This window comes from Amycolatopsis rifamycinica (assembly GCF_000695625.1).
Taxonomy (GTDB): Bacteria; Actinomycetota; Actinomycetes; order Mycobacteriales; family Pseudonocardiaceae; genus Amycolatopsis; species Amycolatopsis rifamycinica.
This window is the reverse complement of sequence record NZ_JMQI01000064.1, coordinates 17751-44267: the sequence shown is the minus strand read 5'-3', so window position 1 is coordinate 44267 and position 26517 is coordinate 17751. Positions and strand designations below refer to the sequence as shown.

The window sequence follows — 26517 nt, the reverse complement described above, 5'->3', positions numbered from 1 at the left end:
TGACCACATGCCCGACGAGCACTACGCCGACGTCGATCTCGCCGCGCTGTACGACGCCCTGAACCCGCGGGACAGCGGCGGCGACTACGAGTTCTACCTGCCGATGATCATGGCCGCGGAGTCGGTGCTGGACGTCGGCTGCGGGACCGGCTCGCTGCTGCACTGGGCGCGCGAGTCCGGCCACACCGGACGGCTCGTCGGCCTCGATCCCGCCGAGGGCATGCTCGTCCAGGCCCGCCGCCGGAGCGACATCGAGTGGGTCCACGGCGATTTGTCGACCGCGTCCTGGGACGCCGAGTTCGACTTCGCGGTGATGAGCGGGCACGCGTTCCAGGTGCTGCTGACCGACGACGAACTGCGCACGGCGTTCTCGGCGATCCACCGCGCGCTGAAGCCCGGCGGCCGGTTCGGCTTCGAGACGCGCAACCCGGCCGCCCGCGGCTGGGAGCGCTGGACACCGGCGAACGTCTGGGAGGCCGGGGACGTCCGCTCGTGGAACGACGCCGGGCCGTTCGAGAACGGCTTCGTCAGCTTCACGACGACCTACGAAAGCCCGAGCTGGGACGCGCCGAGGTACAGCGAAAGCACGTTGCGCTTCCTCGACGTCCCCGCGTTGACCGCGTTCGTCGAAGAAGCCGGGCTCGTCGTCGACGAGCAGTACGGCTACTGGGACCGTTCGCCGGTGACGGGCAGCAGCCCGGAGATCATCACCCTCGCCCGGCGCCCCCTCACCGGAAGTCCCGCGACTTCGCCTTGATGCGCATCGGCAGCGGCTCGACGCGATGGGCGAGCACGCTGACCACGTCGTCGGCCTTCTCCACCACGCCGCGGATCAGCAGCGCCGGGCTGCCGCGCGCGACGCGGTGGTAGCGCTGCCAGAGGCCGAGCGTGCAGATCACGTTGACCATCCCCGTTTCGTCCTCGATGTTGAGGAAGGTGACGCCGCCCGCGGTCGCGGGGCGCTGCCGGTGCGTGACCGCGCCGCCGACCAGCACGCGCGCGCCGTCGTCGAGACCGGCCAGTCCGCTCGCCGGGACGACGCCGAGTTCGTCGAGGCGGTCGCGGATGAACTGGGTCGGGTAGCTGTCCGGCGACACGCCGGTGGCCCAGACGTCGGCCGCCGCGACGTCGAGCCCGTCCATCCCGGGCAGCACCGGCGCCGGCGCGCCGACCAGGCCGGGCAGCTTTCCCGGGCGTTCCCCGGCGACGGCGCCCGCGGTCCACAGCGCCTGGCGGCGATCCCCGCCGAAGCCGGCGAACGCGCCCGCCGTGGCCAGCGCCTCGATCTGCGGCGTGGTCAGCCGCACGCGGCGGGCGACGTCGGCCATGTCGCGGTACTCGCCGTTTTCCGTCCGCTCGGCCACGATCCGCTTCGCGAGGTCTTCGCCGACCTTGCGCACAGTGCTCAGCCCGGTGCGCACGTCGTGGAACTTCCCGGTGCCCGCCTCCAGGGTGGCGTGCGGCAGGCTGCGGTTGATGTCCGGGCCGTGCACGGTGACGCCGTGGCGCCGCGCGTCGGCGACCAGCGACTGCGGTGCGTAGAACCCCATCGGCTGCGCGCGCAGCAGGCCCGCCAGGAACGCGTCCGGGTGGTAGAACTTGAAGTAGGCACTCGAAAAGACCAGGTGCGCGAAGCTCAGCGCGTGGCTTTCCGGGAAGCCGAAGTTCGCGAACGCCTTGAGCTTCGAGAAGATCTTCTCCGCGAGCTCGTCTTCGACGCCGTTCGCGGTGGCGCCCTCGAGGAACCGCCGCCGCAGCCGTTCCATCTTCCGGTCGGACCGCTTCGAGCCCATCGCGTGCCGCAGCTGGTCGGCCTCCGCCGCGGTGAAGTTCGCGACGTCCAGCGCGATCTGCATCATCTGTTCCTGGAACAGCGGCACGCCCTTGGTCTTGTGCAGCGCCTTTTCCAGCAGCGGGTGGTCGTAGGTCCACTTCTCGCGGCCCTGCTTGCGGCGGATGTACGGGTGCACCGAGCCGCCCTGGATCGGGCCGGGCCGGATCAGCGCGACCTCGACGGCGAGGTCGTAGAACTCGCGTGGCTGCAGCCGCGGCAGGGTGGCCAGCTGGGCGCGGCTCTCCACCTGGAAGACGCCGATCGCGTCGGCGCGGCACAGCATGTCGTAGATCTTTTCGTCGGCGAGGTCCAGCTCGGCGAGGTCGACCCGCTCGCCCTTGTACTCCGCGACGAGGTCGATCATGTAGTGCAGCGCGGACAGCATGCCCAGGCCGAGCAGGTCGAACTTGACCAGCCCGGCGGCGGCGCAGTCCTCCTTTTCCCACTGGATGACGCTGCGGTCGGCCATCCGCGCCCACTCGACCGGGACGACCTGGCTCACCGGCTCGGCGCACATGACCATGCCGCCGGAGTGGATGCCCAGGTGCCTCGGGAAGTCCTCGAGCGCGAAGGCGAGTTGGACGACCTCGTCCGGGATGTCGTGGTCGTGGTCCTTTTCGGTGCTCTGCAACGAGCCCCAGCGGTCGATCTGCTTGCTCCAGGCGTCCTGCTGGCCCGGCGAGTAACCCAGCGCCCGGGCGGCGTCGCGGACGGCCGACCGGGCGCGGTAGGTGATCACGTTCGCGACCTGCGCTGTCCTGAGGCGGCCGTGTTTCCGGAAGACGTACTGGATGGCCTCCTCGCGGCGGTCGGACTCGATGTCGAGGTCGATGTCGGGGTAGCCGTCCCGGTCCGGGGCGAGGAAGCGTTCGAAGAGCAGCTCGTAGGCGACGGAGTCGACCTTGGTGATGCCGAGCGCGTAGCAGACGGCGGAGTTCGCGGCCGAGCCGCGGCCCTGGCACAGGATGTCGTTCTCGCGGCAGAACCGCACGATGTCCCAGACGATGAGGAAGTAGCCGGGGAAGCCGAGCTCTTCGATGATGGCGAGCTCGTGCTTGATCTGCGCCTTGGCCTTTTCTTCGTGCGGTTTGCCGGTGAAGCGTTCTTCGGCGCCTTCCGCGGTGAGCTTCCGCAGGTAGGTCGTCTCGGTGTATCCCTCGGGAACGTCGAAGGGCGGCAGCTCGGGGGCGATCAGGTTCAGCGGGAACGCGCATTCCATGCCGAGCAGGGCGGAGCGCCGGACCGCACCGGGGTACCGCCGGAACAGGACGTCCATTTCGGCGCCGCTGCGGAGAAAGGCCGTCCCGGCGGCGGGCAGCCAGCCCTCGAGCTCGTCGATCCCCCGCCGCGCCCGGATCGCGGCGAGCGCGTCGGCGAGCGGAGCGCGTTCGGGCCGCGCGTAGTGGGCGGCGGTGGTGGCGACGGTCGGCAGGCCGAGCTCGCCGGCGAGCTGCGTCAGGAGGTCGTTGTGGGTGCTGTCGAGTGGCTGGCGGTGGTCGGTGAGCTCGACGTAGACGTTGTCGTGGCCGAAGCGGTCGACCAGTTCCTCGAGCTTCTCCGCGGCGGCCGCCGGCCCGTGCGTGACGAGGGCCGAGCGCACCGCGCCTTTGCGGCAGCCGGTCAGCACCACGCACTGCCCGGCGACCTCCTCGGCGACCGCGCCGAGATCGTAGACGGGCCGTCCCTTTTCGGCCTGGTGGTGGATCTGGCCCGCGGTGATGGCGCGGCAGAGGGCCCGGTAGCCCTGGTCGCCGCGGGCGAGCAGGAGGAGGTGCTCGCCTTCCGGGTCGGGAACGCCGTTCTGCGGGCTGTGGAGGCCGAAGCTGAGCTCGGTGCCGAAGACGGTGTCGACGCCGAGTTCCCGCGCGGCCTCGGCGAACCGCACGACGCCGTACATGCCGTCGTGATCGGTGAGGGCGATGGCGTCGAGTTCGAGGCGGGCGGCCTCCTCGACGAGTTCTTCGGGGTGGCTGGCACCGTCGAGGAAGCTGAAGTTGGAGTGGCAGTGCAGCTCGGCGTAGGGAACCCGGACGGTCTCGCCGCCATCGTCGTTGCGGCGGGCGGGCAGGTCGCCGGGCCGGCGATAGCCGTCGCGGCGACGTCCCCAGGCGGGGCTGTCACCGTGGTCGCCGGGCGGGAGCCCGCCGGAGAGGGTGCGGGCGAGGTCCTTCCAGCGGACGGGTGGGTTGTTCCAGCCCATTCACCGGCCTCCGAGGTCACGACGGTCATCGGCAGCCCGGCGGCGGCGGTGCCAGTTGGTGGGGTGGTTCCAGCGGCTGCGGGCCTCGGCTTCGGTCATGGGGGCCGGGTCTGGGGTGCGCGGGTCCGGGTTCGCGGCGTGGCTGGGTCCCGTCGCCTCGGTGCGGCGGTCCGGGTTCGCGGCGTGGCCGGGTTCTGCTCCGTTGCGGCGGTCCAGGTCGGCGGCGTGCCTGGGTCCTGCCGCTCCGGTGCGGCGGTTGACGTTCGTCGGGTGGTTCCAGCGGGAGCGCGCCTCGGCATCGCTCATGCCGTCGGCGTTCGCCGAAGGGCTCCGGCCGGTCTCGGCGCCGGTCGGGTGGCTCGTCGGCGCTGTCCCGGCCGCCGGAGGGCTCCAGCGGAGCTCGATCCCGCTGATGCGGCACCCGTTCTCCCGTGAGGAGCGCGGGACCGGGAGCGTGATCACCGGGCAGACCCAGGCGTCGTCGGCGGGGGTCTGCGGGAGCTGTCCGCTGACCGTCCACCTGTCGGCCTGTTCGTCCGCCGCGGGCTCGGGGAGCTCGCGCAGCCACTGGCGCTCCTCCGATGCCTCCCGGGGCGTCGCCTCGGGCTCGGCTCGCAGCCAGTTGCGCAGTTTTCGTGCGTAGTCCTCGTCCATGCTCAGTCGTACACTCCCTCGACCGTCCACAGTGGATTTTCCGTGCCCGCGCAGTGCACCAGCACCGCTTCGGGCGGCTCGTCACCCTCGCCGGCGAGCACCAGCTGCAACCGCGCCCGTCTCGGGCCCGGTCGCCGTCGGTCGCCTGCCAGGGGCCACGGGCCCGCCCAGCCCACGACCTCCCGCCCCGCGCCGCCGGCGATGCTGAGCCGCCGCGGCGGCGACGTCACCTGGTCGCGGGCGGTGATCCCGACGGCGCGGCCGCCGTCGTCGAAAACCTGCGCCGGGACCGGCCGGGCGAGGACGGTCGCCGGGGAGGGGGCCGGCAGGCGTCCCGGCCAGGTCGCGTCCGGCGGCGTCGTCCGCTCGCGCGGGTCGCCCCAGGGCACCAGCCGGACCCGGCCCGCGGGGTCGCGGCCGCCGTCGAGGACCGGGGTGAGCACGCCGTCGGGCCCGAGCAGGCCCTGGATCCGCACGAACGCGCGGGCCGCGCGCTCGTCGGCCTCGTCGGAGCCGCCGTCGCGCCAGAGATCGAGCTGCAGCGACCGGCCTTCGACCACCTCCTCGGGTTCCAGCCGCAGCCGCACGACACCGGACGTCGGACGCAGCCCGGGCGCGGCACGCAGCCAGCCCTCGAACTGCCAGCGCACGCGATCGGCGACGCCGGCCGGGGTCAGCGGTTCGGCGCACCGCCACGCCCGGCCGAGGTGCTCCCCTTCTTCGGTGACGGCGTAGATGCCGAGCCGCGTGCAGGCCAGACCGTGCCCGGCGAGTCCCGCGCAGAACCGCGTCGCGAGGCCCTTGGCGAGGAAAGCCGCGACGTCGATCCGCTCGACGACGGGATCGAACTCCTCGGCAAGGGTCAGTTCGGGGGGCGGCCGCCGGCGCAGCGGCGGCCGTTCCGAGCGGCCGCGAGCCAGCCGGTGGGCGAGCAGGCCGGCGGCACCGAAGCGGTTGGCGACGTCGCGTTCGGGCAGGGCCGCGAACGCACCGAGCGTCTTCAGCCCGAGGCGGCGCAGCAGATCGACCAGCTCCGCGCGGTCGGCACCGGGCTGGTCGAGCTCGGTGATCGGCAGCGTCGCGAGGAAGTCGGCAGCCCGCCCGGCAGCGACGAACTCCCCGCACCGAGCGGCGAGCGTCGCGGCGAAGAGCCCATCGGCGACGCCGACCTGACACTCGACCCCGGCCGCGGCGGAGACCTCGTCGAGAAGCCGTTCGACGAGCGCGTGTTCCCCGCCGAAGTACCCGGCAGCACCCTCGACGGGCACGGCGACCAGCCCGGGCCGCACGACCTCGACCCCGACGACGAGCCCCTCGACCGCCCGCGCGACAGCTTCGAACATCCGCGCGTCCCGCCCGTCGTCGGCCGGGAAGACGCCCAGGTCCGGACAGGTCGACTGGGCATCCCGCCGCCGCATCCCCCGCCGGACGCCATTCCGCCGCGCGACGGCGTTGCAGGCAACGACCCGGTTGGCGGTGAAGACGCCCACAGGCAGATCGGCGGCAACACCATGGACGGCCGCGGCGGCGACGGCGGGCCAGTCCGGGCACCACAGGACGAGCATCCGGGCGGGGGCATCAGGCGCCCCACGTTGAGCGGGGACGGTCATTCGGCCTCCCGGACAAAGCCGCCCCGACGCGCGCGGAGGTGATGGAGCGGTGGTCGGCTCGCGGCGCCGGGAAGCCCGCCGGCGCGCGCGAACGGACGACACGCGCACGCCGACGGACGACACACGCACCCCGCCGGACGACACGCGTACCTGGATGGACGACACGCGTGGTTGGGGGCGGAACTCGCCGGGGTGGGGGCGGGGCTTAAGGGGGTGGGGCTTGTGGGAGTGGGGTGGCCGGTTGCGGGGATGGGGAGGTGGTGTGGGGTCATGCGGTGGCCTCGCGGAGCGAGGGGGCCGGGTGGGCCTGGGTGACCCCGCCGTCCGCAGCCGGGAGGTGGACCTCGGCCGTGAGGGGGCGGGCCGCCGCGCCGCGGCCGGAGGCTCGGACCTGGACCCGGCGGGACCTGAGGTGGCCGTACCCCTCGGACGGGCCCGACCACGGCTCGCGGCGGCACGACAGCTCCACGTCCGCCCCGGGCCACGCGCCGGACGCCAGCAGTACCGCGCCTCGGTGCCGGGCGCGGGCCGACAGCCGCCGGGCCACGGCCGGCTGGAGGGTTTCCGGCTGGACCGCCACCAGGTCGACGCCGTCGAGCAGGGCGGCGACCACCGCCGGGAGCTCCACGCCCGGGTACGGGACCAACGCCAGGCGGGTGACGTCGACGCCGTACTCGGCCGCCGCCGCGACGCCCAGAGACGGCATGCCGACCACCGCGGCCCACGAGCCCGAGGCCGTGGCCGCGGCGAGGAGGGCGAGCAGCAACGACGTGCCCCCGTGGACCGCCACCGTGCTCCCGCGCCGGAGCCCGGCGCCGGGCAGCAGCCCGGCCAGCGCCAGGGCGACCGGGAGCACCCTTCCCGTCGCCCTGGCCCGCTCGGCCTGGGCCGCCACGCGGCTCGCCGTGCTGACCCCGGGCAGGGCCGCCAGCCGGGCCACCGGCGGCTCCACCACAGCAGTCACCGCACGCACCTCCCCACCACGGACTGGGGCCGGCGGCCGAGCCTCTCCCAAAAAACGCGACCGACGGCACTGGTCCGCCGCGGGGAAGGCGGCGGTTCTAGGTCGAACAGGTGTTCGACCTAGAACCAGTCAACCGCGAACCCCCCGAGGTGTCAAGTCACCCACTAGTGGGGAACGCGGCCTGGAAAGCCGAGCGTGCGACGGCGTCCCCAGCGATCCGCCCGAGTTCGTCGTCGAGGGGCCAGGAACGTCTCGAGCCACCCGTCGTTTCAGCTCCCCGGCCGTGGCGGCGCCGCCACGGTAATGAAGTTGCCCGCGCCCCGGCCGGTCACTAGACAGGCGGCGTGGAGCCCACCGACGCCCGCCCCGAAGACGTCCCGGAACTGCTGGTCCTGCAACGCTGCTGCTGGGTCCAGGAAGCCGTCCTCAACGACACCCTCGACATCCCCGCCCTGCACGAAACCCTCGACGAGGTGCGCGACTGGGCGAAGACGTGGTCGGTGTGGGTGCTGCGGCAGGACCACCGGCTGGTCGGCGCCGTGCGCGCCCGCCTCGACGGGAACCGCTGGGAGATCGGCAGGTTGATGGTCGCGCCGGACCTCGCCGGGCGCGGATGGGGCCGTCGGCTGCTCGCCCACGCCGAGGCGCACGCGCCCGCCGAAGCCCGCCGGTTCGCCCTCTTCACCGGCGCGCGCAGCGCCCGCAACATCGCCCTCTACCAGCGGGCCGGCTACCGGCTCACCGACGCGCCGCCCGCGTCCGGCCACATCCTCGGCGCGGTTTACCTCGAGAAGGACGTCACCCTCCGCGAAAAACCCGGTCCGGCCGCCTGACGCTGCGGCGTCGGCTAGATTGCCGGTGGACTTGGGGGGTGGCGATGACCGGATCGCGAAGACGGCCGATCCTGGCGGTCGCCGGCGTGCTCGTGGCCGCGGCGGCCTGCGGGGTGCCCGGCGCCACGGCCGCGGCCCCCGCGCCGACGACCATCGGCGCGGAGTGGCGCTCCTTCCGCGCCGACGTCACCGGCATCCGCCCCGGCTCGGACGACCACAGCCTCGTCGTGCAGGTCTCGCTGCCCGGCAAGGATCCCGGCTGCGTACAGGAGCCGCGGATCGAGCAGGTCGTGGAGGCCAAGACCGACATCCGCGCCGACGTCGTCTACTCGACCCGGCCCGCGGCGGGCGGCTGCCAGGACAAGGTTCCCGCCGAGCTGCGGCTGACGACGGCGGACCCGATCGCGGACCGCACGGTCACGTTCAACGCCGACACCGGGAACGCCTGGCACAAGCTCGGCGCCGGCTGGGGCCGCTGCGACCGCCGGGGAAGCTGCGCCGCGCCCGCCGACCACTGCGACCCCGCGTGGATCGGCGCCGCGGTGTCCGCCGCCGGCGCCGACAGCCCGGGCACGACCCGCGCGTGCGACCCCGCCTGGCTGGTCGCCGACTTCCTGGAGCACCAGGCCGGGTCGCCGTCCCGCACGGCTTTCCGCTGGAGCGACGCGGGCTGGACGTCGTTCGCGCGGACCCGGTCCGGCGGCTGCGCGGAAATCCTGGCGGCCGAGCCGAAGTTCCCGGTCGCGCTCTGCAAGGCGCTGCGCGCGCCCGCTTAACGCGCCAGGTTCTTGACGATCTCGGCGCCGACCGCCTGCACGGCGGCGTCGGTCTCCTCCTGCGGCATCGGCGAGTTCGAGAAGAACCCCTTGTCCCAGCCGGTCACCTCGAGGACGACGACGGTCGTGCCCTTCAGGACGTGCAGCTCGGACCCGCTGAACGCGCTCTGCGTGGCCAGCCGGACCAGGAGGGCTTTGTCCCCGATGCCGCGCACCTCCGTCGGCGGGAGGGGCGGCGCCTTCGGCGTGAACAGGTCGTTCGCCTGCTCGCGCGCACTCTGCCCGGAGTACCGGGTGATCTGGACGTGCATGGTGGCGTCGCGGACGTTCTCGTCCGGTCCCGGCTTCCAGCTGCAGCCCTGCTGCTTGATGCCCGGCAGGTTCTGGTCGCCTTGGCCGCCCAGGACGAAGCTCGGGAAACCCGCCTTCTCCAGCACCGGCGCGGGCACCCGGCACTCGGCGGGCACCGGCGACGACGACGGGGCCGCGCCGGTGCTCGCGAAGTAGTCGCTGGCGATGATGCCCAGCGGGATGCCCGCGCCGAGCAGCACGGCGACGCCGCCGATGATGCCGAGGATCAGCCCGGTCCGCTTCTTCTTCGGCGGCGGCACCGGCGCGCCGTACCCCGCGGGCGGGTAGCCGGGCGGCGGGTACCCGGGCGGATAGCCCTGCTGCTGCGGATATCCCGGCTGCGGCGGCGGGTACCCGGGCTGCTGCTGCGGGTAGCCCGGGTACCCCTGCTGACCTTGGCCGTACGGCGGTTGCTGCATCGAGCCCTCCCTCTCGAAGCGCGGGTCTGTGACATCCGGGGCTTCGCCCCAGGGCCGGGGGCTCCGCCACCCGGAGCCCCCGAAAGCGGTCAGTGACACCCGGGGCTTCGCCCCGGATGTCACAGATCGGTCAGTGCGCGAAGTGGCGCGTCCCCGTCAGGTACATGGTGACGCCCGCCTTCTCCGCGGCCGCGATGACCTCGGGGTCGTGGACCGAGCCGCCGGGCTGCACGATCGCGCGCACGCCCGCCTCGGCCAGCACTTCCAGGCCGTCCGGGAACGGGAAGAACGCGTCCGACGCGCCGACCGCGCCCTTGGCCCGGTCGCCCGCCCGCGAGACCGCCAGCCGCGACGAGTCGACGCGGTTGACCTGGCCCATGCCGACGCCGACGGTCGCGCCGCCGCTGGCCAGCAGGATGGCGTTGGACTTGACCGCGCGCAGCGAGCGCCACGCGAACTCGAGGTCGCGCAGGGTCTGCTCGTCGGCCGGGGCGCCGGTGGCCAGCTTCCAGTTGGCGGGGTCGTCGCCGGAGGCGTCGATCGCGTCGGCCGTCTGCAGCAGGACGCCGCCGGAAATCGGGCGGAACTCGACCGGCGACGCCGGGGCCGCGGGCAGCTTCAGCAGGCGGATGTTCTTCTTGCGCTGCAGGATTTCCAGGGCTTCGGCGTCGAAGTCCGGCGCCAGCACGACCTCGGTGAAGACCTCGGCGATCTGCTCGGCGGCCTCGCGGCTGACCGGCCGGTTCGTCGCGATGACGCCGCCGTAGGCCGAAACCGGGTCGCACGCGTGCGCCTTGCGGTGCGCTTCGGCGACGTCGACGCCGACCGCGAGACCGCACGGGTTGGCGTGCTTGATGATCGCGACGGCGGGCTCGGCGAAGTCGTACGCGGCGCGGCGCGCGGCGTCGGTGTCGACGTAGTTGTTGTACGACATGGCCTTGCCGTGCAGCTGCTCGGCGTGCGCCAGGCCGGGCCGCTCGCTCTTGTACAGCGCGGCCTTCTGGTGCGGGTTCTCGCCGTAGCGCAGGACTTCGGCGCGTTCCCAGGTGGCGCCGAGGAAGTCCGGGAAGCCGGCGTCGACAGTGTTCTCGTCGGGGGCGTACGCGCTGGCGAACCACGAAGCGACAGCCGTGTCGTACGCCGCCGTGTGCGCGTACGCCCGGGCCGCGAGCCGCTTGCGGTCTTCGAAGTCGAAGCCGCCGTCGGTGACGCGCTCGAGCACCCAGCCGTAGCGGGCCGGGTCGACGACGACCGCGACGCTGCCGTGGTTCTTCGCCGCCGCGCGGACCATGGCCGGGCCGCCGATGTCGATGTTCTCGACGCAGTCCTCGGGGCTCGCGCCGGAGGCGACGGTCTGCGCGAACGGGTACAGGTTCACGACCAGCAGGTCGAACGCCGCGATGTCCAGCTTGCGCAGCTGCTCGACGTGGTCGGGGTTGTGCTGGTCGGCCAGCAGCCCGGCGTGCACGTTCGGGTGCAGCGTCTTCACCCGGCCGTCCAGCGACTCGGGGAAACCGGTGACCTGCTCGACCGGCGTGACCGGGACCCCGGCGTCGGCGATGGCCTTCGCCGTTCCGCCGGTGGAGACGATCTCGACGCCGGCCGCGTGCAGGCCGGTCGCGAGGTCCAGGAGGCCCGCCTTGTCCGAGACGCCGATCAGCGCCCGGCGGACCGGGCGCCGTCCCAGGTCAGTGCTCACGAAATGTCACCTTTCGTCCGTCCACGGTGCAGCCACCGCGGCCGAGTCGCTCGATCGTTTCCACCAGCAGCCTGCGTTCGACGGCCTTGATCCGTTCGTGCAGGACGTCTTCGTCGTCGTCGCTCTCCACGACGACCGCCTCCTGGGCGATGATCGGCCCGGTGTCGACCCCGGCGTCCGCGAAGTGCACGGTCGAGCCGGTGACCTTGACGCCGGCCTCGAGCGCGTCGCGGACCGCGTGCATCCCGGGGAAGGACGGGAGCAGCGCGGGGTGCGTGTTGATCACCGTGAAGCGGCCGAGGAAGTCACTCCCGAGGATCTTCATGAACCCCGCCGAGACGACCAGGTCGGGGCGGTACGCCGCGACGGCCTCGGTCAGCGCCTTGTCCCACGCGGCACGGTCGGGGTGGTCGGCGACGCGGACGGTGAACGACGGGATGCTCAGCCGCTCCGCCCGGGTCAGGGCCTCGATGCCGGTGCGGTCGGCGCCGACGGCGACGACCTTGGCCGGGAAACCGGACCGCCCGGTGGCGTCCAGCACCGCCTGCAGGAGGGTGCCGGAGCCCGACGCGAGCACGACGAGCTTCACCGGAGTGGGCAGCTCCAACCGTTGAGACAGAGCGGGCTCCTTGCCGCGGGCGGTGCGCAGCCGGGCGCACGGCGCTTCACCAGGTCACGTAAACCCTAACGGTCGCCCTCGTCCGGCTCGACGTCGCCGCAGGTCTCGGTGCCTCCGGTCACAACCCCGTCCTCTTCGAGGGCACTTTCACGGGGAAGTGCCGGGTCCTCCAGGCCGAGCTCGGCGTCGGCTTCGGCCTCGAACTCCGCGTCCTCTTCGGACGCCCGTTCGGCGGCTTCGAGCTCCTCGACGGCTTTGGACGCTTCTTGGACGTCGATGTCGTCGGCGTCCTGGAATGCTTCGTTGTCTTCGAGCGCTTCGGGCGGCGGTGCGGGCGGCTCGTGCTCGCCCGCGAAGAAGGCGACGAACGAACCCGGGATGACGATCCAGCAGAACGCGACGACCGAGGCGACGCCGACCGGGACGCTCACCGGGTCGAACGGGCCGTCGCCGAGCCGCCCGCCGGCCAGCGTGCCCAGCACGACGCAGCCGAGCGCGACCACGGCACCGGCGATCGCGACCGCGCGGACGCGCTGCGCCGGCTCGGCGTCGGCCCGGCGCAGCGACCAGCCGGCCAGCGCGCCGGCTGCCGCGGGCAGCACCAGCAGCGCCGGCCACCAGGCCGCGTGGTGCTCGGGCAGGCCGCCGAGCAGCGGGACAGCGGGCACGGCGCCCCCGTGGTAGCCGAACACACCGACGGTGAGCGGCCCGATCGAGAACCCGGGGCCGGTGACGAAGGACATCGCGGCCGTCACGGCGTTCGGCAGGTACAGCAGCGAGAGCAGGAAGAGCCCGGCGCTGGTGCCGAGCCCGGGTTCGTAGGTGTCGGCCACCGTCGCCCACGACACCCCGGTCACGACGGTGAACACGGCGGCACCGCCGGCCACCAGGATCGCCAGGCTCGCCGCGCCGGTGCGCAGCCCGCGCAGCGCGAGGGGGTCGAGGCGGTCGGCGAGGGCGTCCGGCAGCCCGCACGACCGGATGATTCCGGCGGCCGACGCCGCCGCGGCGAGCAGCCCGGGCACGGCGAAGGCGGCCGCGGGGTTCGCCGTCACCGGCGAGCCCTTCGCGCAGAGGGCGAGGACGAGTCCGAACGCCGCGTGCGCGGCGGTGATCGTGATGAGCACCGGCCGCGCCGCGCGGAAGGACCGGCAGCCGAGGCGGCGGGCGGCGCCGGACGCCGTCCGCGCGGCCAGTGCGACCACGCCCAGCGTCGGCAGCAGCGGCAGCACACCGAGCGGGTGGCCGCCGATGCCGAGGCGCACCTGGTGCGCGGCGAGCCAGCCGGGCCCGGCGGCCAGCAGCACGCCGGTGCCGGAGAAGGCGGTGCGGCCGGCGGTGAGGGCGACCACGGCCAGCACGGTCGCGACGGCGGCGTAGCCGGTGATCAGCGGGCCGAGAGCGGCGGCGAGCAGGACCCGCGGCCAGGACGCCGTCGACGGCTCGGGGCCGGGGTCGCCCACCGCTTCACCCGGCGGGTGGGGGTCGTCGGTGAGCAGCTCCATGATCCGCACCCTGACATCCGGGCTGCTCCGTCCGGGTGAGCCACGCCGCCGCCGGAGGGAGCGGCTCACCCTGTCGGGTCACCGCGGACGCAAAACACCCGCTGTGACACGGAGCGTCACAGCGGGTGTTCGAAAGCAGGCTGCGTCAGTTCGACTTGCCGAAGCCGCCGGGCGGCGTGCCCGGGTTCTCCGGCGGCGGCTGCTGGAAGAACTGGCCCTGCTGCGGGGCGTACGTCGTGGCCTGCTGGGTCGGCGGCGGCGTGGTCGACGGCGGGTTCGGCGAGCCGTACTGGCCCGGCTGGGAGAACGGCGCCGACGGCTCCCCGGTCGCGGCGACCGGGCCCGGCCCGTGGCCCGGCTGGCCGAACTGCTGGCCGGGCTGGCCCTGCTGACCGAACTGCTGCTGTCCCGGCTGGCCGTACTGGCCGCCGTAAGACGGCGCGGCGGGCTTCGGCGACGGCGGCTTGATGATGTCGTGCGCGATCAGCAGCGCGCCGACCGCGGCGAGCATCTGCAGGATCCCCAGGATCAGGATGACGGTGACGATGCCGGGCGAGGTCTGCATCCCGACCAGCGAGTCCAGGACCTCGAGCGCGCCGAGGACGCTGAACAGCGCCGCGAACGGCAGCGTCCTCGGGCCCTTCGGCAGCGCGTGCATCGCGGCGAGCAGGCCGCCGCCGAGCAGGAACGTCCCGCCGAGGCCGACTTCGCCGTTGTCGGAGAAGCCGAGGAAGTACTGCACGAGGCCGAGGCCGGCGGCGACCAGGGCGAGCAGCAGCGGCAGGTTCTGCGTCAGGCCCGCTCCCCCGGCGGACGCCTGGTGCGAATGCGGCTGCTGCGCCGGGAAGGCACTGGACGGGGGGCCTGGGGGCTGCTGGCCGCCACCCTGCTGGGGGTAGCCGGGCCCACCGCTGGGGAAGGTCATCGGATGCACTCCTGTCGGTTCGACCGGCACTCCGGGCGCGCGGGCGCCCGGAAGAAGACGAGGCGGCTTGTGTGCGCAGAACGCTAGCGCACTCAGAGGCCGCCAGCCCACCAGACGTGTGAATCTCCCGCCCGGTTTCGTGCCGGAACGAGGAAAGGCCGGGCACCTCGTGCGGTGCCCGGCCTCACCAGGAGTTACTCGCCAACCTCAGCCGAGGTTGTTGTACAGCTCACGTGCCAGGACGGCGGTCTCGCTCGGGGTCTTGCCGACCTTGACGCCGGCGGCCTCGAGGGCCTCCTTCTTCGCGGCGGCCGTGCCGGAGGAGCCCGACACGATGGCGCCGGCGTGGCCCATGGTCTTGCCCTCGGGCGCGGTGAAGCCCGCGACGTAGCCGACGACCGGCTTGGTCACGTTCTCCTTGATGTAGGCCGCGGCGCGCTCTTCGGCGTCGCCGCCGATCTCGCCGATCATCACGATGACCTTGGTCTCGGGGTCGGCCTCGAACGCCTCGAGGGCGTCGATGTGCGTGGTGCCGATGATCGGGTCACCGCCGATGCCGACCGCGGTCGAGAAACCGATGTCCCGCAGCTCGTACATCATCTGGTAGGTCAGGGTGCCGGACTTCGACACGAGGCCGATGTGGCCGGGGCCGGAGATGTCGGCCGGGATGATGCCGGCGTTCGACTTGCCCGGGCTGATCACGCCGGGGCAGTTCGGGCCGATGATCCGGGTCGTGTTGCCCTTGGCGACGGCGTGGGCCCAGAAGTAGGCCGAGTCGTGCACCGGGATGCCCTCGGTGATCACCACGGCGAGCGGGATCTCGGCGTCGATCGCCTCGATGACCGCGTCCTTGGCGAACTTCGGCGGCACGAAGATGACCGACACGTCGGCGCCGGTCTCCTTGATCGCCTCTTCGACGGTGCCGAAGACCTTGAGGTCCTTGCCCTCGATGGTGACGGTCTGGCCGGCCTTGCGGGCGTTGACGCCGCCCACGATGTTCGTGCCGGACTTCAGCATCTTGGTGGCGTGCTTCATGCCCTCGGAGCCGGTGAGCCCCTGGACGATGACCTTGCTGTTCTCGTTCAGGAAGATCGACATCTCACGCACCTGCCGCGGCGAGCTCGGCAGCCTTGTCGGCCGCGTTGTCCATTGTGTCCACCACGGTGACCAGCGGGTGGTTCGCGTCGGCCAGGATCTTGCGACCCTCCACGACGTTGTTGCCGTCCAGGCGGACGACCAGCGGCTTGGTGGCCTCGTCGCCCAGGATCTTCAGGGCCTCGACGATGCCGGTCGCCACCGCGTCGCAGGCGGTGATGCCGCCGAAGACGTTGACGAAGACGCTCTTCACGTCGGTGTCGTTGAGGATGACGTCCAGCCCGGCCGCCATGACCTCGGCCGACGCGCCGCCGCCGATGTCGAGGAAGTTCGCCGGCTTCACGCCGCCGTGCTTCTCGCCCGCGTACGCCACGACGTCCAAAGTGGACATGACGAGGCCCGCGCCGTTGCCGATGATGCCGACCTGGCCGTCGAGCTTGACGTAGTTGAGGTTCTTGGCCTTGGCCTTCGCCTCGAGCGGGTTCTCCGCTTCCTTGTCCACCAGGGCCTCGTGGCCCGGCTGGCGGAAGTCCGCGTTCTCGTCGAGGGTGACCTTGCCGTCGAGGGCGATGATCTTGTCCTGCGGGTCGCGGACCAGCGGGTTGACCTCGACGAGGGTGGCGTCCTCGGAGACGAAGGTCTCCCAGAGCTTCACGACGACGTCGGCGGCTTCGTCGATGATCTCGGCCGGGAAGTTGCCGGCCTTCAGGATCTCGAGCGCCTTCGCCTTGTCGACGCCGGCGATCGCGTCGACCGGGATCTTCGCGAGCGCGTCGGGCCGCTCGACCGCGAGCTGCTCGATCTCCATGCCGCCCTCGGAGGACGCCATCGCCAGGAACGTGCGGTTCGCGCGGTCCAGCAGGAAGGAGAAGTAGTACTCGGACGCGATGTCCGAAGCTTCGGCCACCAGCACGCGACGCGTGATGTGGCCCTTGATGTCGAGGCCGAGGATGGCTTCCGCCTTCTCCTTCGCCTCGTCCGGCGTCTGGGCCAGCTTGACGCCGCCCGCCTTCCCGCGGCCGCCGACCTTCACCTGCGCCTTGACGACGACCTGGTTGCCGATCTGCTCCGCGGCGGTCTTGGCTTCTTCGGGGGTGCTAGCCACGGCACCCGGCAGAACCGGTACTCCGTGGGCGGCGAAGAGATCCCTCGCCTGGTACTCGTAGAGGTCCACTACTCCAGTCTCCTGACGACACGCCACTGTGGTGGTCCGTTTCCGGACCGCGCTGTCGGACCAGTCGAGGTTAGCGACCTGCGCAGACGCAGGGCACTCCGCACCTGGTGAAGTCGGTCACCGTGCGCGGTCAGACGGTGCTTCAGCGGTGTGAGACCGCCCACCGGCCAGCCGTTCCACCACTTCCGCGGCCGTCGCGGCCGTGAAGACGGGGACGTCCCCGAGCGCCTCTTCGAGGTCTCCGGGCGGCGCGGCGCCGAGCACGCCGACCGCGTCCGGGTCCTCCTGTTCGGCGGTGCGCAGGATCTGCTCGACGCTGTCGACCGGGCCGGCGTGGACGACCTCCACGCCGTCGTCGCGCAGAACGCGGCCGAGCGCGACGGCGGCCGGATCGGGTCGCTCGAACTCGACGAGCAGCACCCGGAGGCGCTCACGGCGCACGGCGTCTCCCGTGACCGGCCGCCATGACGGCGGCGAGCAGGAGCGCGGCCGTGGCGGCGAGCGCGACCCAGAACCCGGCGGCCGGGCTCGCGTCGCCGAGGGCGCCGCCGACGAGCGGCAGTTCCGCGGCGTGCAACGCGGTCAGCAGCGCGGCCCCGGCGAGCAGGGCGGCCGCCGGCTTCGGCCGCGACCGCGTCGCGAGCGCGGCCGCGCCGACGACGACCACGGCGGCGGTCAGCAGGCCCCACGACGGCGTGTCGAGGTGAGACCAGAGGCCGGCGGCGACGTAGCCGGGGACGGCGAAGACGGGCAGCCCGAAGGCGGCGACGGCCAGGACCGCGCCGGCCACGACCGGGGCGAGGTTGGTGCCGGGGGGTGCGTCCTCCCCCGCGTCCTCGCGTTCGACGACACCGGTGCCGGCGGCGGCGAGCGCGGCCAGGACGGCGAGGACGAGCGCGGCGAACGTCCAGACGGCCCCGGCCCCGAGGTCGTAGGTGAAGACGCGGGCGGCTGCGCCACCGAAGCCGGCGAGGTTGCCGGCCTCGGTGGCGGTCAGTGCGGTGTTGAGGACGGCGGTGCCGGCCAGGACGATCCCCGCCCAGGCGACCCCGAGCACCGGCCGCGCGACGGCGGAGGTCTTCGCGGCGAGCACGAACGCGGCGGGAACGGCGAGCACGACCGCGGCGGCGAGCAGCAACCAGCGGGCGGGACTGCCGGCGGCGGCACTGACCGGTGTGGCGGTCTCCGGGTTCAGCGCGGTGACGGCGACCTGCGGGGCGAAGGCGCCGATGAGCGCGGCGAGCGCGGTGGCGAGGCCGAGCAGGCCGGTGGCGAGCCGCCACCAGAAGAGGCCGGGGACTTTCGCGCTGCCGGCGAGGTCGGTCTTTTCGGTGCTTTCGGTGGTTTCGCTCAGCCGGGTGCCGGCGAGCCCGGCGACGACGGCCATCGCGACGAGGGCGAGGAAGGGTCCCCAGGTGATCTGCAGATCGTGCCGGAAGAGCCCGGCGAGGACGGGCGGCGCGGCCACCCCGAAGGCGGCGGCGGCCAGCCCGGCGAGCGCCCCGCGCGCGGCGTACTCGGCCGGAGTGGCCAGGGCGAGCGCGGCGGCCAGCGGCAGCGCGGCGGCGAGCAGGAGGTACCCGCCGAGGGCGGGCCACGGCCCGTCGAAGGCGGTGCGGGCGAGCAGGAAGGCGTTGTCGGAGTGGACGGGCGCGGTGAGCAGCCCGGCCCCGGCGACGACGGCGAGCAGCGGGACGAACAGCCGCCAGCGCCGTCGTTCCGGTTCGTCGTGGCTCCGGAGGGCCCGCCAGGCGACGACGCCGGCGGCCCCGGTGAGGACGTGCCCGGCGACGAGCAGCCAGAACCCGGCACCGACGGCGGAGCCGCCGATGAACCGGTCGGGCAGGTAGAGCTCGGGCCGGACGGTGAGCGGGCCGTTGACGGCGAACTGGAGGTCGAGGACCAGCCGGCCGGGGGCCAGGGCGGCGAGGCCGAGGACGAGGCCACCACCGAGCCCGGGCCTGCCGCCGCGGGCGAACCAGACGGCGGCGACCGCGGGGGCGAGGGCGAGAAGGGCGAGCCAGGGCCAGCTGGTGAACCCGGGAGCCGCGGAGGGCGAGACGGGAACGACGCCGCCGGCGGCGAGGGCGACGGCGCCGAGGACCGCCAGCACGAGGGCGGCGGTCAGGGGGCGGGTTTCGGTGTCGTCGGCCCAGGCGGACGCCTCGGCGGTCCGCTCGGCGGTTCGGGGGGCGGCGAACGGGTTGGCCGCGGGGTCGGGGGGTGCGGGTTCGCCGGGTGCGGGACGGCGTGGCTCGTCGGCGGGGTTCGCGGGTCGGTCGGCGCTGGAAGGGGCGTTGGCGTCGCGCGATGGCTCGCCGCGGTCTTGAGCGGCTCGGCCGGGGGTGAAGGGTGCGGTGGGAGGCTCGCCTTGCGCTTCCCGGCTGCTGGGGAACGACTCCGTCGGAGGCTCACCCGAACCGGCGACAGCACCTCGCGCGCCCGTCGCCGATCGCGACGGCTCGCCAGGGCTCGGTGCTTCCCCGCTGCTGGGGAACGACTCCGTCGGAGGCTCACCCAAACCGGCGGCCGCACCTCGCACGTCGCTCGCCGATCGCGACGGCTCGCCAGGGCTTCGCGCTTCCCCGGCGCCGGGGAACGGCTCCGTTGGGGGCTCGCCGGGGCCGTGGGCGGATCGACCCGCGCGGATGGGCTCGGCGGCGCCGGCCGCGGGTGTGCTCCCGGAAAGCGATGGCCGGCCGGGTTCTGGTGGCTGTATGCCGGTGTCCGTCCGGCCTGGGGCGGGCTTGCTCGCTCCCTGCGCCGCCGGGTCGGGGCGGGGGCCGGGGGTGCTTCCGGTGGGGGGCTCTGGGCGTGGGGGCATCTTGGCCGCGACGCTAGCAAGTTCGGGCCGCGCGGCCGCCGTGGGCGGGGCGCGAGTCGTCGGATGCGCTTAAACCCGCCTCCGCAATCCGTTATTCCGGCCCCGGGGGCCTCGGGAGGCTAATTGGGCCCTTCAGCGGCCCTTCAGCGTCCTGTCAGTCTGTAAGGCAAGTCACACCGGACGCCGTAAACCCCCTCTAACTTTGGGTGATTTTCCCAGGTGAGCGGGCTGCGAGTTCCACCCGATCGGCCGACAGCGGGGGCACGTCTTGCCGATTGCGGTACCCCTTCGTTACTGTCCCGGGGTCCCCATTACAGTCAGGTCACGAAGTAGGACGCCGAGCAAACCACCCCCGAGGTTGGCTCACCGGGTTCCCCCGCCCGCAGTCCTCGACCCGGCTCCCCGACGATGGAAGGCCCTGTCTTGGCTTCACACCGCTCCCCCGGCGGCCAAGCTCCTTCCCCGGCACTGAAGGACGCGCTCGAAGGCGCGGTCGTCCGTGTCCGGGGTGCGCACCGCATCGCCCCGCCCTCTTCGGCCCTTCGCGGCCGTGTCGTGGTTGCCGCCGTTGCGGCTGGTGCGTTCGCCGCCGCCGCTGCGGGCTCGACCCTCAAGACGGTCACCGACTCGAACACCGCCGTCACCCCCCTGGCCAACAGCCAGGACGCCAGCGCTTCCCTGACCGCGGGAGGTGCGGGCTCCGGGGGCGCCCCGGAGCTCCTGCCGACCGGCCACGCCGTCGACGCCTCCGCCGAAGCCGCCAAGCTCGCCGACAGTGCTTCCGTCACGCAGGCCCGCGAGCAGCGCGAAGCCGCCGCCGCCAGGAAGGCCGCCGAAGAAGCCGCTCGCCCCAAGACCTGCCTGCCCGCGCACGGCACCTTCACCTCGGGCTTCGGTGCCCGCTGGGGCACGAGCCACCTCGGCATCGACATCGCCAACGCGATCGGCACCCCGATCTACGCCGCCTCCGACGGCACCGTGATCGAGGCCGGCCCGGCCAGCGGTTTCGGCCTCTGGGTCCGGATCCAGCTCGACGACGGCACGGTCCAGGTCTACGGCCACATGAACAGCTTCTCCGTCAAGGAGGGGCAGAAGGTCAAGTGCGGCCAGCAGATCGCCGAGATCGGCAACCGCGGCCAGAGCACCGGCCCGCACCTGCACTTCGAGGTGTGGCAGAACGGCACCAAGAAGATCGACCCCCGGCCCTGGCTGGCCGCGCGCGGCGTCGTTCTCTGATCCGTTCGCTCCCCCGGGAGCAGCAGGCAGCACCGTCACCGGAAACCCGGCCGTCGAGCGACCACCCGCTCCGGCCGGGACACCGCACGCAGCCGCACTCGGCGAAGGGCGCTGACAACACGCGCTCCGCCGAGGCACTCGTGCGCTGGAACCGGTCACAAGATGAAGGTTGGCCACAAATGGCCAAACACAAACACCCGGATCGGGTAAGACTCGACCCTCCGGCGAAGGCCGCGCGGGGACGTCGCCGAGCGCGACCGGCCGTCCACCGAATCGCGGCCACCTGATAGCACTGCTCGGCCGGGTCCGACACCCCACCGGCGACGGCGACCGGACGACATCAAGCGACTCCGGCAACGCCGCTTCCCCGCGCCCACCGGCCGCGCGAAAGATCTCCGGCGACGCCGCTTCCCCGCGCCCACTGACGGCGCGGAATATCTCCGGCGATATCGCTTCTGCACGCCCACCGACCGCGCGGACGATCTCCGGCGCATCCGTCACCGGAAGCGCCCCGAGCCAAGCCGAGATCCGCCTGACGACCGGAACCACTCCGAAGCCGGGAAGAGCCGCCCACAGGCGCCTCAGCGCCCGCGACCACCTATCGCTGTCCGCCCGGCAAACGGCGGATGAAGTACGCCACCGCGACCTGCCACACCGTGCACAGCTCCGCCGGGCGGCGGACCGGCAGCCAGCCCCAGGGCACCGCTCCCCCGGCACCCCCCGCGGAGCGGACACGCGCGGCACTCCGGGCCCTCGTGGTCCAGCGGCGTCCCCGGCCGCAGGTGACACAACGCCCGTCCGCGCCGAGCTCGTGCTGCCTGAGCAGCGCTCGCCAGGCGGCGGCCAGCCGGCACGCCTCCGCTCCCGCACGCGAAGGAACTCCTGAAGTCCCCGCAGGTTCCCGACCCCGATCCGGAACCGTCGTCCCCAGGACTCCTCGCAGGTATTTCTGTACCCCTTCGGCCAACAGCCCAAACAGCACCGCGTCCACACCACGCTACCCCCTCCGTCGAACCTTTGTTCGATCGTAGGGTCAGTTCTACCGGGTGGGTACGACGATTCCGGCGGCGATCGGGGAGGTCGCCGCCGGATTCACTCGGACGAGTGGCCGCTAGAGCTTCACCATCGGAACGCTGCCGATGAGCATCAGGCGGACCTTGCCCGCCTGGCCGAAGTCGATCGTGGCCGTCGCGCGCGGGCCGACGCCGTCGCAGGAGATCACCGTGCCGAGGCCGTACTTGTCGTGGCTGACGCGGTCGCCGACGTCCAGCTTCAGCGCCACCGTGTCCTTCCAGCCCTTGCCGAACGACGGCGTGCCCGACGAAGACGGCGAAGAGGACCGCCGCCCGCCCCAGGTGGTCGCCGCTCGCGGCGTCCCGCGCGAACCGGAACCGAACGAGCCGAAGCCGCTGCTGGACGGCTCCAGGCGCCGCCAGTCGACCAGGTCCGGCGGCAGCTCGTCGAGGAACCGCGAAGCCGGGTTCATCGACGGCTGACCCCACGCCGAGCGCGTGATCGCGCGCGAGACGTACAACCGCTTCCTGGCGCGGGTGATCGCGACGTACGCGAGCCGCCGCTCCTCGGCCAGCTCGGTCGGGTCGCCGAGCGCGCGCATGTGCGGGAAGACGCCGTCCTCCCAGCCGGTGCAGAACACCACCGGGTACTCCAGGCCCTTCGCGGTGTGCACGGTCATCAGCGTGACCACGCCCGCGCCGCCGTCGCCTTCCTCACCGCCGTCGGGTGACGGCACCGAGTCGGCGTCCGCGACCAGCGACACGCGCTCGAGGAACGCCGGCAGCGAGCCCGGCGCGGGGACGCCCTCGTCCACGACCAGCTCGGCGTTCTCGTCCGCGACGACCGCGGCGGTGATCTCGGTGAACTCGCGCGCCACGGTGACGAGCTCGTCCAGGTTCTCCACGCGCGTGTGGTCCTGCGGGTCTTCCGACTCTTCGAGCTCGACGCGGTAGCCGGTCTTCTCCAGCACGGCTTCCAGGACGTCGTGCACCTCCGCGCCGTCCGCGATCAGCACGCCCAGCTCGTCGAGCAGCGCCACGAACCCGCCGATCGCCTTGACCGAGCGCGGGTTCAGCAGCGGCACCTTGCCCTCGACCGCGTCCCGCAGCGCCTGCGCGAACGAGATCCGCTCACGCTCGGCGTGCGTCGCCACGACGGCTTCGGCGCGGTCGCCGATGCCGCGCTTGGGCACGTTCAGCACGCGCCGCAGGCTGACCGTGTCCTCGGGGTTCGCCAGCACGCGCAGGTACGCGATCATGTCGCGGACCTCGCGGCGCTCGTAGAACCGCACGCCGCCGACGACCTTGTACGGCAGGCCGAGCCGGATGAAGATCTCTTCGAAGACACGGGACTGGTTGTTGGTGCGGTAGAAGACGGCGACGTCGGAGTAGTCCGCTTCGCCCTTTTCCGCCAGCGCGTCGATTTCGCCCGCCACGAACGCGGCTTCGTCGTGGTCGTTGTCCGCGACGTAGCCGACGATCTTCTCGCCCTCGCCCGAATCCGTCCACAGCCGCTTCGCCCGGCGGTTCGGGTTCCGCTCGATGACGGCGTTGGCCGCGGACAGGATCGTCTGCGTGGAGCGGTAGTTCTGCTCCAGCAGGATGGTGTGCGCGTTCGGGAAGTCGCGCTCGAACTCCTCGATGTTGCGGATCGTCGCGCCGCGGAAGGCGTAGATCGACTGGTCCGCGTCACCGACGACGACCAGCTCGGCCGGCGGGACGCCCGCCTCGTTCGGCGCGGTCCCGGCCAGCTCGCGGACCAGCGTGTACTGCGCGTGGTTCGTGTCCTGGTACTCGTCGACCAGCACGTGCCGGAACCGCCGCCGGTAGTACTCGGCGACGTCCGGGAACGCCTGCAGCAGCGAGACCGTGCGCATGATGAGGTCGTCGAAGTCGAAGGCGTTGGCCTGGTTCAGCCGCCGCTGGTACTCGCCGTAGACCTCGGCGACGCGGCGCTCGAGGTCGTTGCCCGCGTTCGCCGCCGCCGTCTCGGGGTCGGTGAGCTCGTTCTTCAGGTTCGAGATGTGCACGGCGAGCGTGCGGGCGGCGTAGCGCTTCGGGTCGATGTCGAGATCCCGCGCCACCAAGGTGATCAGCCGCTTGGTGTCGTCGGAGTCGTAGATGGAGAAGCTCGACGACATGTCCAGGGTCTTGGCCTCGCGGCGCAGGATCCGCACGCACATCGAGTGGAACGTCGACACCCACATCGCGTTCGCGCGGCGCCCGACGAGCGCGGCGACGCGCTCGCGCATCTCGGCGGCGGCCTTGTTGGTGAAGGTGATCGCCATGATTTCGCCGGGGTGCACCCGGCGCTCGCCGAGCAGGTAGGCGATCCGGCGGGTCAGCACCCGGGTCTTGCCCGAGCCCGCGCCCGCCACCACCAGCAGCGGGCCACCGGCGTGGGTGACGGCTTCGCGCTGGGCGGGGTTGAGGTCGTCGAGCAGCTCGGCCTGCCCGCCGGCGGCGGGCTTGCGCACAGGGGTCGCGGCGGGGAGATCGAAGAGGGTGTCCATCGTTGTCCCACGCTACCCCGGGCGGGCCGGGCTCCGGCAGAAGCGTGCCGGGGCGGGCGTTCCCGGGCTACGGCGCCGGGCGTAGCGGGAGGTGTCGCCTGCCGCCCGACGCGCCGCGGGGTGTCCGCGCGGAGCATCGGTTCTCATGGAAACCACCCCCATCCGGGCCACCGACGCCGAGCGCGAACGCGTGGCCGCCGCCGTCCAGACCGCCGGCTCCGAAGGCCGGCTCACCCTTGACGAGGTCGAAGAACGCCTCACCCACGTCTACGCCGCCAAGTTCACCGACGAGCTGGCCTCGCTCACCGCCGACCTGCCGCGGCCCGCGCCGCCCGCGCCCCGGTTCCCGCTGAGCCGGGACGCGCTGCGGCGCCACCCCGCGCTGCGTGTCCACCTCGCCGTGGCCGTCGTGGTCGCGGTGCTGCTGATCGTCCGCTGGGCGGTGCTGGGCGCCGGGTTCTTCTGGCCGGTCTTCCCGCTGCTCTGGCTCGGGATGAGCCTCCTGGTGCACGCCCGGGTGCGCGCGGCCAGGGAGCGGCGCCGCGCCGCTGTGCCATACTGATCGCATGCGGCACCACGCAGAGCGATTTTTTTACGGGACCCGGACTCCGGCTCCCGTGATCGCGTAGTGCCCGAACCGCCATCACGCCAGCCCCGGAGTCCACGGACCCGGGGCTGTCGCCGTCCTGGGGCCAGGGTCCGGGCTTCGAGGAAGAGGTCCCGATGAACGCACACGCGACGAACGCCGACGGCCAGCCCGCCGAGCACACCCCCGCGGGCGACGACATCGCGTCGCTCCGGGAAGAGATCGACTGGCTGGACAAGGAAATCCTGCGGCTGGTCAAACGCCGGGTCGAGGTCTCCAAGAAGATCGGGGCGGCGCGGATGGCCGCGGGCGGCACGCGCATCGTCTACAACCGCGAGATGGACGTCCTGGCGCGCTACCGCGAGCTCGGCCCGGACGGCAGGCAGCTGGCCATGGCGCTGCTGAACCTGGGCCGCGGGCGGCTCGGCCGGTAACGTCGCGGCGAATTCCGGGACTTCCCCGAGGCACTCGCGGCCCCGGTGCGGGCAGACTGTGGTCATGGACTGGCTCGTGAACCTCATCGCCGTCATCGTCGCGCTCGTGAGCGTGCTGGCCGCGCTGGGCCATGTGGGATATCTGGCGCTGCTGAACAACGCAGCGGGTAAGCGGGCCGGGGGCGCTCCGGTCGCGCAGTACGTCAAGAGCAGGTGGGCCGTGGCCGGCGGGACCACCGCGGCTTCCCTGTTCGCCTGGTTGCTCACGGCCGGGGGACCGACGCTGGACGTCTTCGCGATCATCGTCGCCGCCGGCAGCGGTGTGGTGGCGACGAAGGCGCTGCAGTCCACGCGGGACCGTTACCGCACGGGAGGCTGAAACCCCTGATCAGGGCCGATGCCGCTGCGTGAAACTTCACAGCGTCACCATCGCCCGTTCGGTCGCGCCCGACCGAGTGAAACCTCTGCAACTTGCAGGTTTGAAGGCGACTTTCTCCGCCGGATGCTCCTAGGGTTGAGGTTGTGAGGACCCTTGCGTCTGGGTCGGGCGATGCCCGGGGGACGCGCGGGGGCATCGGCCCCGCGCGCCTACCGTCGCGTGCGCGTGCATTTGCGCAGGATTCCGAACGAGATTCCGCGCGTGCTCCGATCGGGTCGTCCTGGGGCCGGCTGGCGTCAGGACGGCGCCGCGGGGTGGTCGAGCCCACATGAGCCAAGGCACGGAGTTCCACGGACGCGGCGCGGCCCCCGCGCACCCCGGGCGGCACCGGCGCGGCGGCGCGGAGAGCTGGACACCGCCGCTGCCGCAGCACCGCCCGGTGCGCCACCGCGCGGCCGGGGTCGCTCCGGAACCGGGCGCGCCGCCCGCGCGGGGCCACGGGTCGGGCGAGACGCCGGCGGGCGGGTCGTACGCCTTGCGGCAGCACTACGCGGCCGAGCCGCCGGACGGCCACCCGTTGCGGCGCTATCCGGCGGAGGCGGCAGCGGGTTGGCCCGCGGAATCCGGCTCGCATCCCTTGCGGCACGGCTCGGCGCCGGGCCGACCGGCGGAAACCGGCTCCCATCCCCTGCGGCAACACAGCCCCGGCTCAGCGCCCGGCAGCCCCACGGAACCCGGCTCGCACCCCCTGTGGCAGCACGATCCCGGCTCAGCGCCGGGCCGACCGGCGGAAACCGGCTCCCATCCCCTGCGGCAGCACGGCCCCGGCTCCACGACCGGCGGCCCCCCGGACTCCAGCTCCCATCCCTTGCGG

At 73.0% G+C, this 26517-nt stretch carries 21 protein-coding genes; 8 read left to right on the top strand and 13 right to left on the bottom strand.

Going from position 1 to position 26517, the window contains the following annotated elements:
• Positions 1-7 precede the first annotated feature (7 nt).
• Positions 8-757, top strand: coding sequence for a class I SAM-dependent methyltransferase (locus tag DV20_RS30375; RefSeq protein WP_043786567.1), 750 nt, complete (start codon positions 8-10; stop codon positions 755-757).
• Here DV20_RS30375 and DV20_RS30370 read toward each other — a convergent pair.
• From DV20_RS30370 to DV20_RS30355, 4 genes are all read right to left on the bottom strand, one after another.
• On the bottom strand, positions 729-4034 hold the full coding sequence (locus DV20_RS30370) for an error-prone DNA polymerase (protein ID WP_043786355.1): 3306 nt from the start codon (positions 4032-4034) through the stop codon (positions 729-731). The two genes, DV20_RS30375 and DV20_RS30370, sit on opposite strands and share 29 nt — an antisense overlap.
• Positions 4035-4688, bottom strand: coding sequence for a hypothetical protein (locus tag DV20_RS30365; RefSeq protein WP_043786354.1), 654 nt, complete (start codon positions 4686-4688; stop codon positions 4035-4037). It abuts the gene before it with no gap.
• Positions 4689-4690: 2 nt separating this feature from the next.
• The gene (locus DV20_RS30360; RefSeq protein WP_456356076.1) at positions 4691-6298 is read right to left on the bottom strand and encodes a DNA polymerase Y family protein; all 1608 of its coding nucleotides are present in this window, start codon (positions 6296-6298) and stop codon (positions 4691-4693) included.
• Between the two features lie 268 nt (positions 6299-6566).
• Positions 6567-7262, bottom strand: a complete 696-nt coding sequence (locus DV20_RS30355; RefSeq protein ID WP_043786350.1) for a hypothetical protein — start codon at positions 7260-7262, stop codon at positions 6567-6569.
• Positions 7263-7606: 344 nt separating this feature from the next.
• On the opposite strand from DV20_RS30355, the gene DV20_RS30350 reads away from it, so the two are divergent.
• A complete protein-coding gene (locus DV20_RS30350; protein ID WP_043786348.1) occupies positions 7607-8095 on the top strand; it encodes a GNAT family N-acetyltransferase in 489 nt (162 codons plus the stop codon).
• A gap of 44 nt (positions 8096-8139) precedes the next feature.
• Entirely contained in the window at positions 8140-8871 is a 732-nt protein-coding gene (locus tag DV20_RS30345; RefSeq protein ID WP_051736209.1) for a hypothetical protein, read from the top strand.
• On the opposite strand, the gene DV20_RS30340 is transcribed toward DV20_RS30345, so the two are convergent.
• The 7 genes from DV20_RS30340 to sucC form a co-directional block, all read right to left on the bottom strand.
• Positions 8868-9641 carry a hypothetical protein gene (locus tag DV20_RS30340; RefSeq protein WP_043786346.1) on the bottom strand — a complete coding sequence of 258 codons (774 nt, stop codon included), beginning with the start codon at positions 9639-9641 and terminating at the stop codon, positions 8868-8870. The genes DV20_RS30345 and DV20_RS30340 overlap by 4 nt on opposite strands.
• 130 nt (positions 9642-9771) lie before the next feature.
• Positions 9772-11340 (bottom strand): bifunctional phosphoribosylaminoimidazolecarboxamide formyltransferase/IMP cyclohydrolase, encoded by a 1569-nt coding sequence (gene purH / locus DV20_RS30335; protein WP_043786343.1) that lies wholly within the window; start codon positions 11338-11340, stop codon positions 9772-9774.
• Complete coding sequence (purN, locus tag DV20_RS30330) at positions 11330-11947, bottom strand: phosphoribosylglycinamide formyltransferase (protein WP_043786341.1); 618 nt, start codon at positions 11945-11947, stop codon at positions 11330-11332. The genes purH and purN overlap by 11 nt, the downstream gene beginning before the upstream one ends.
• Before the next feature lie 77 nt (positions 11948-12024).
• Positions 12025-13473 (bottom strand): cell division protein PerM, encoded by a 1449-nt coding sequence (locus DV20_RS30325; protein WP_043786340.1) that lies wholly within the window; start codon positions 13471-13473, stop codon positions 12025-12027.
• Between the two features lie 136 nt (positions 13474-13609).
• Positions 13610-14389 (bottom strand): DUF5336 domain-containing protein, encoded by a 780-nt coding sequence (locus DV20_RS30320; protein ID WP_043786338.1) that lies wholly within the window; start codon positions 14387-14389, stop codon positions 13610-13612.
• 207 nt (positions 14390-14596) lie between these two features.
• The gene (gene sucD, locus DV20_RS30315) at positions 14597-15487 is read right to left on the bottom strand and encodes a succinate--CoA ligase subunit alpha (protein ID WP_043786336.1); all 891 of its coding nucleotides are present in this window, start codon (positions 15485-15487) and stop codon (positions 14597-14599) included.
• A 1-nt stretch (position 15488) separates the two neighbouring features.
• Positions 15489-16658, bottom strand: a complete 1170-nt coding sequence (gene sucC, locus DV20_RS30310; protein ID WP_043786334.1) for an ADP-forming succinate--CoA ligase subunit beta — start codon at positions 16656-16658, stop codon at positions 15489-15491.
• 150 nt (positions 16659-16808) lie between these two features.
• On the opposite strand from sucC, the gene DV20_RS46275 reads away from it, so the two are divergent.
• On the top strand, positions 16809-17126 hold the full coding sequence (locus DV20_RS46275) for a hypothetical protein (RefSeq protein WP_200876533.1): 318 nt from the start codon (positions 16809-16811) through the stop codon (positions 17124-17126).
• Here the strand turns inward: DV20_RS46275 and DV20_RS30300 are convergent.
• Positions 17089-18771 (bottom strand): hypothetical protein, encoded by a 1683-nt coding sequence (locus tag DV20_RS30300; protein ID WP_235191015.1) that lies wholly within the window; start codon positions 18769-18771, stop codon positions 17089-17091. The genes DV20_RS46275 and DV20_RS30300 overlap by 38 nt on opposite strands.
• A gap of 1266 nt (positions 18772-20037) precedes the next feature.
• Here DV20_RS30300 and DV20_RS30295 point away from each other — a divergent pair.
• The gene (locus tag DV20_RS30295) at positions 20038-20718 is read left to right on the top strand and encodes a M23 family metallopeptidase (protein ID WP_043786331.1); all 681 of its coding nucleotides are present in this window, start codon (positions 20038-20040) and stop codon (positions 20716-20718) included.
• A 1111-nt stretch (positions 20719-21829) separates the two neighbouring features.
• Here DV20_RS30295 and pcrA read toward each other — a convergent pair.
• Positions 21830-24244 (bottom strand): DNA helicase PcrA, encoded by a 2415-nt coding sequence (pcrA, locus tag DV20_RS30290; RefSeq protein WP_043786329.1) that lies wholly within the window; start codon positions 24242-24244, stop codon positions 21830-21832.
• Positions 24245-24389: 145 nt separating this feature from the next.
• Between pcrA and DV20_RS30285 the strand changes: the two genes are divergently transcribed.
• The 3 genes from DV20_RS30285 (at position 24390) to DV20_RS30275 (ending at position 25643) form a co-directional block, all read left to right on the top strand.
• Positions 24390-24806 (top strand): DUF1707 SHOCT-like domain-containing protein, encoded by a 417-nt coding sequence (locus DV20_RS30285; protein WP_043786328.1) that lies wholly within the window; start codon positions 24390-24392, stop codon positions 24804-24806.
• 161 nt (positions 24807-24967) lie between these two features.
• Positions 24968-25264, top strand: coding sequence for a chorismate mutase (locus DV20_RS30280; protein ID WP_043786326.1), 297 nt, complete (start codon positions 24968-24970; stop codon positions 25262-25264).
• A 64-nt stretch (positions 25265-25328) separates the two neighbouring features.
• Positions 25329-25643 carry a hypothetical protein gene (locus tag DV20_RS30275; RefSeq protein ID WP_043786325.1) on the top strand — a complete coding sequence of 105 codons (315 nt, stop codon included), beginning with the start codon at positions 25329-25331 and terminating at the stop codon, positions 25641-25643.
• Positions 25644-26517 lie beyond the last annotated feature (874 nt).

Bases quoted from the DNA above. Each gene is read 5' to 3' on its own strand.
- DV20_RS30375 (WP_043786567.1), top strand. From the start codon at position 8: ATGCCCGACGAGCACTACGCCGACGTCGATCTCGCCGCGCTGTACGAC.
- DV20_RS30370 (WP_043786355.1), bottom strand. From the start codon at position 4,034: ATGGGCTGGAACAACCCACCCGTCCGCTGGAAGGACCTCGCCCGCACC.
- DV20_RS30365 (WP_043786354.1), bottom strand. From the start codon at position 4,688: ATGGACGAGGACTACGCACGAAAACTGCGCAACTGGCTGCGAGCCGAG.
- DV20_RS30360 (WP_456356076.1), bottom strand. From the start codon at position 6,298: ATGACCGTCCCCGCTCAACGTGGGGCGCCTGATGCCCCCGCCCGGATG.
- DV20_RS30345 (WP_051736209.1), top strand. From the start codon at position 8,140: ATGACCGGATCGCGAAGACGGCCGATCCTGGCGGTCGCCGGCGTGCTC.
- DV20_RS30340 (WP_043786346.1), bottom strand. From the start codon at position 9,641: ATGCAGCAACCGCCGTACGGCCAAGGTCAGCAGGGGTACCCGGGCTAC.
- DV20_RS30320 (WP_043786338.1), bottom strand. From the start codon at position 14,389: ATGACCTTCCCCAGCGGTGGGCCCGGCTACCCCCAGCAGGGTGGCGGC.
- sucD (WP_043786336.1), bottom strand. From the start codon at position 15,487: ATGTCGATCTTCCTGAACGAGAACAGCAAGGTCATCGTCCAGGGGCTC.
- pcrA (WP_043786329.1), bottom strand. From the start codon at position 24,244: ATGGACACCCTCTTCGATCTCCCCGCCGCGACCCCTGTGCGCAAGCCC.
- DV20_RS30285 (WP_043786328.1), top strand. From the start codon at position 24,390: ATGGAAACCACCCCCATCCGGGCCACCGACGCCGAGCGCGAACGCGTG.
- DV20_RS30280 (WP_043786326.1), top strand. From the start codon at position 24,968: ATGAACGCACACGCGACGAACGCCGACGGCCAGCCCGCCGAGCACACC.
- DV20_RS30275 (WP_043786325.1), top strand. From the start codon at position 25,329: ATGGACTGGCTCGTGAACCTCATCGCCGTCATCGTCGCGCTCGTGAGC.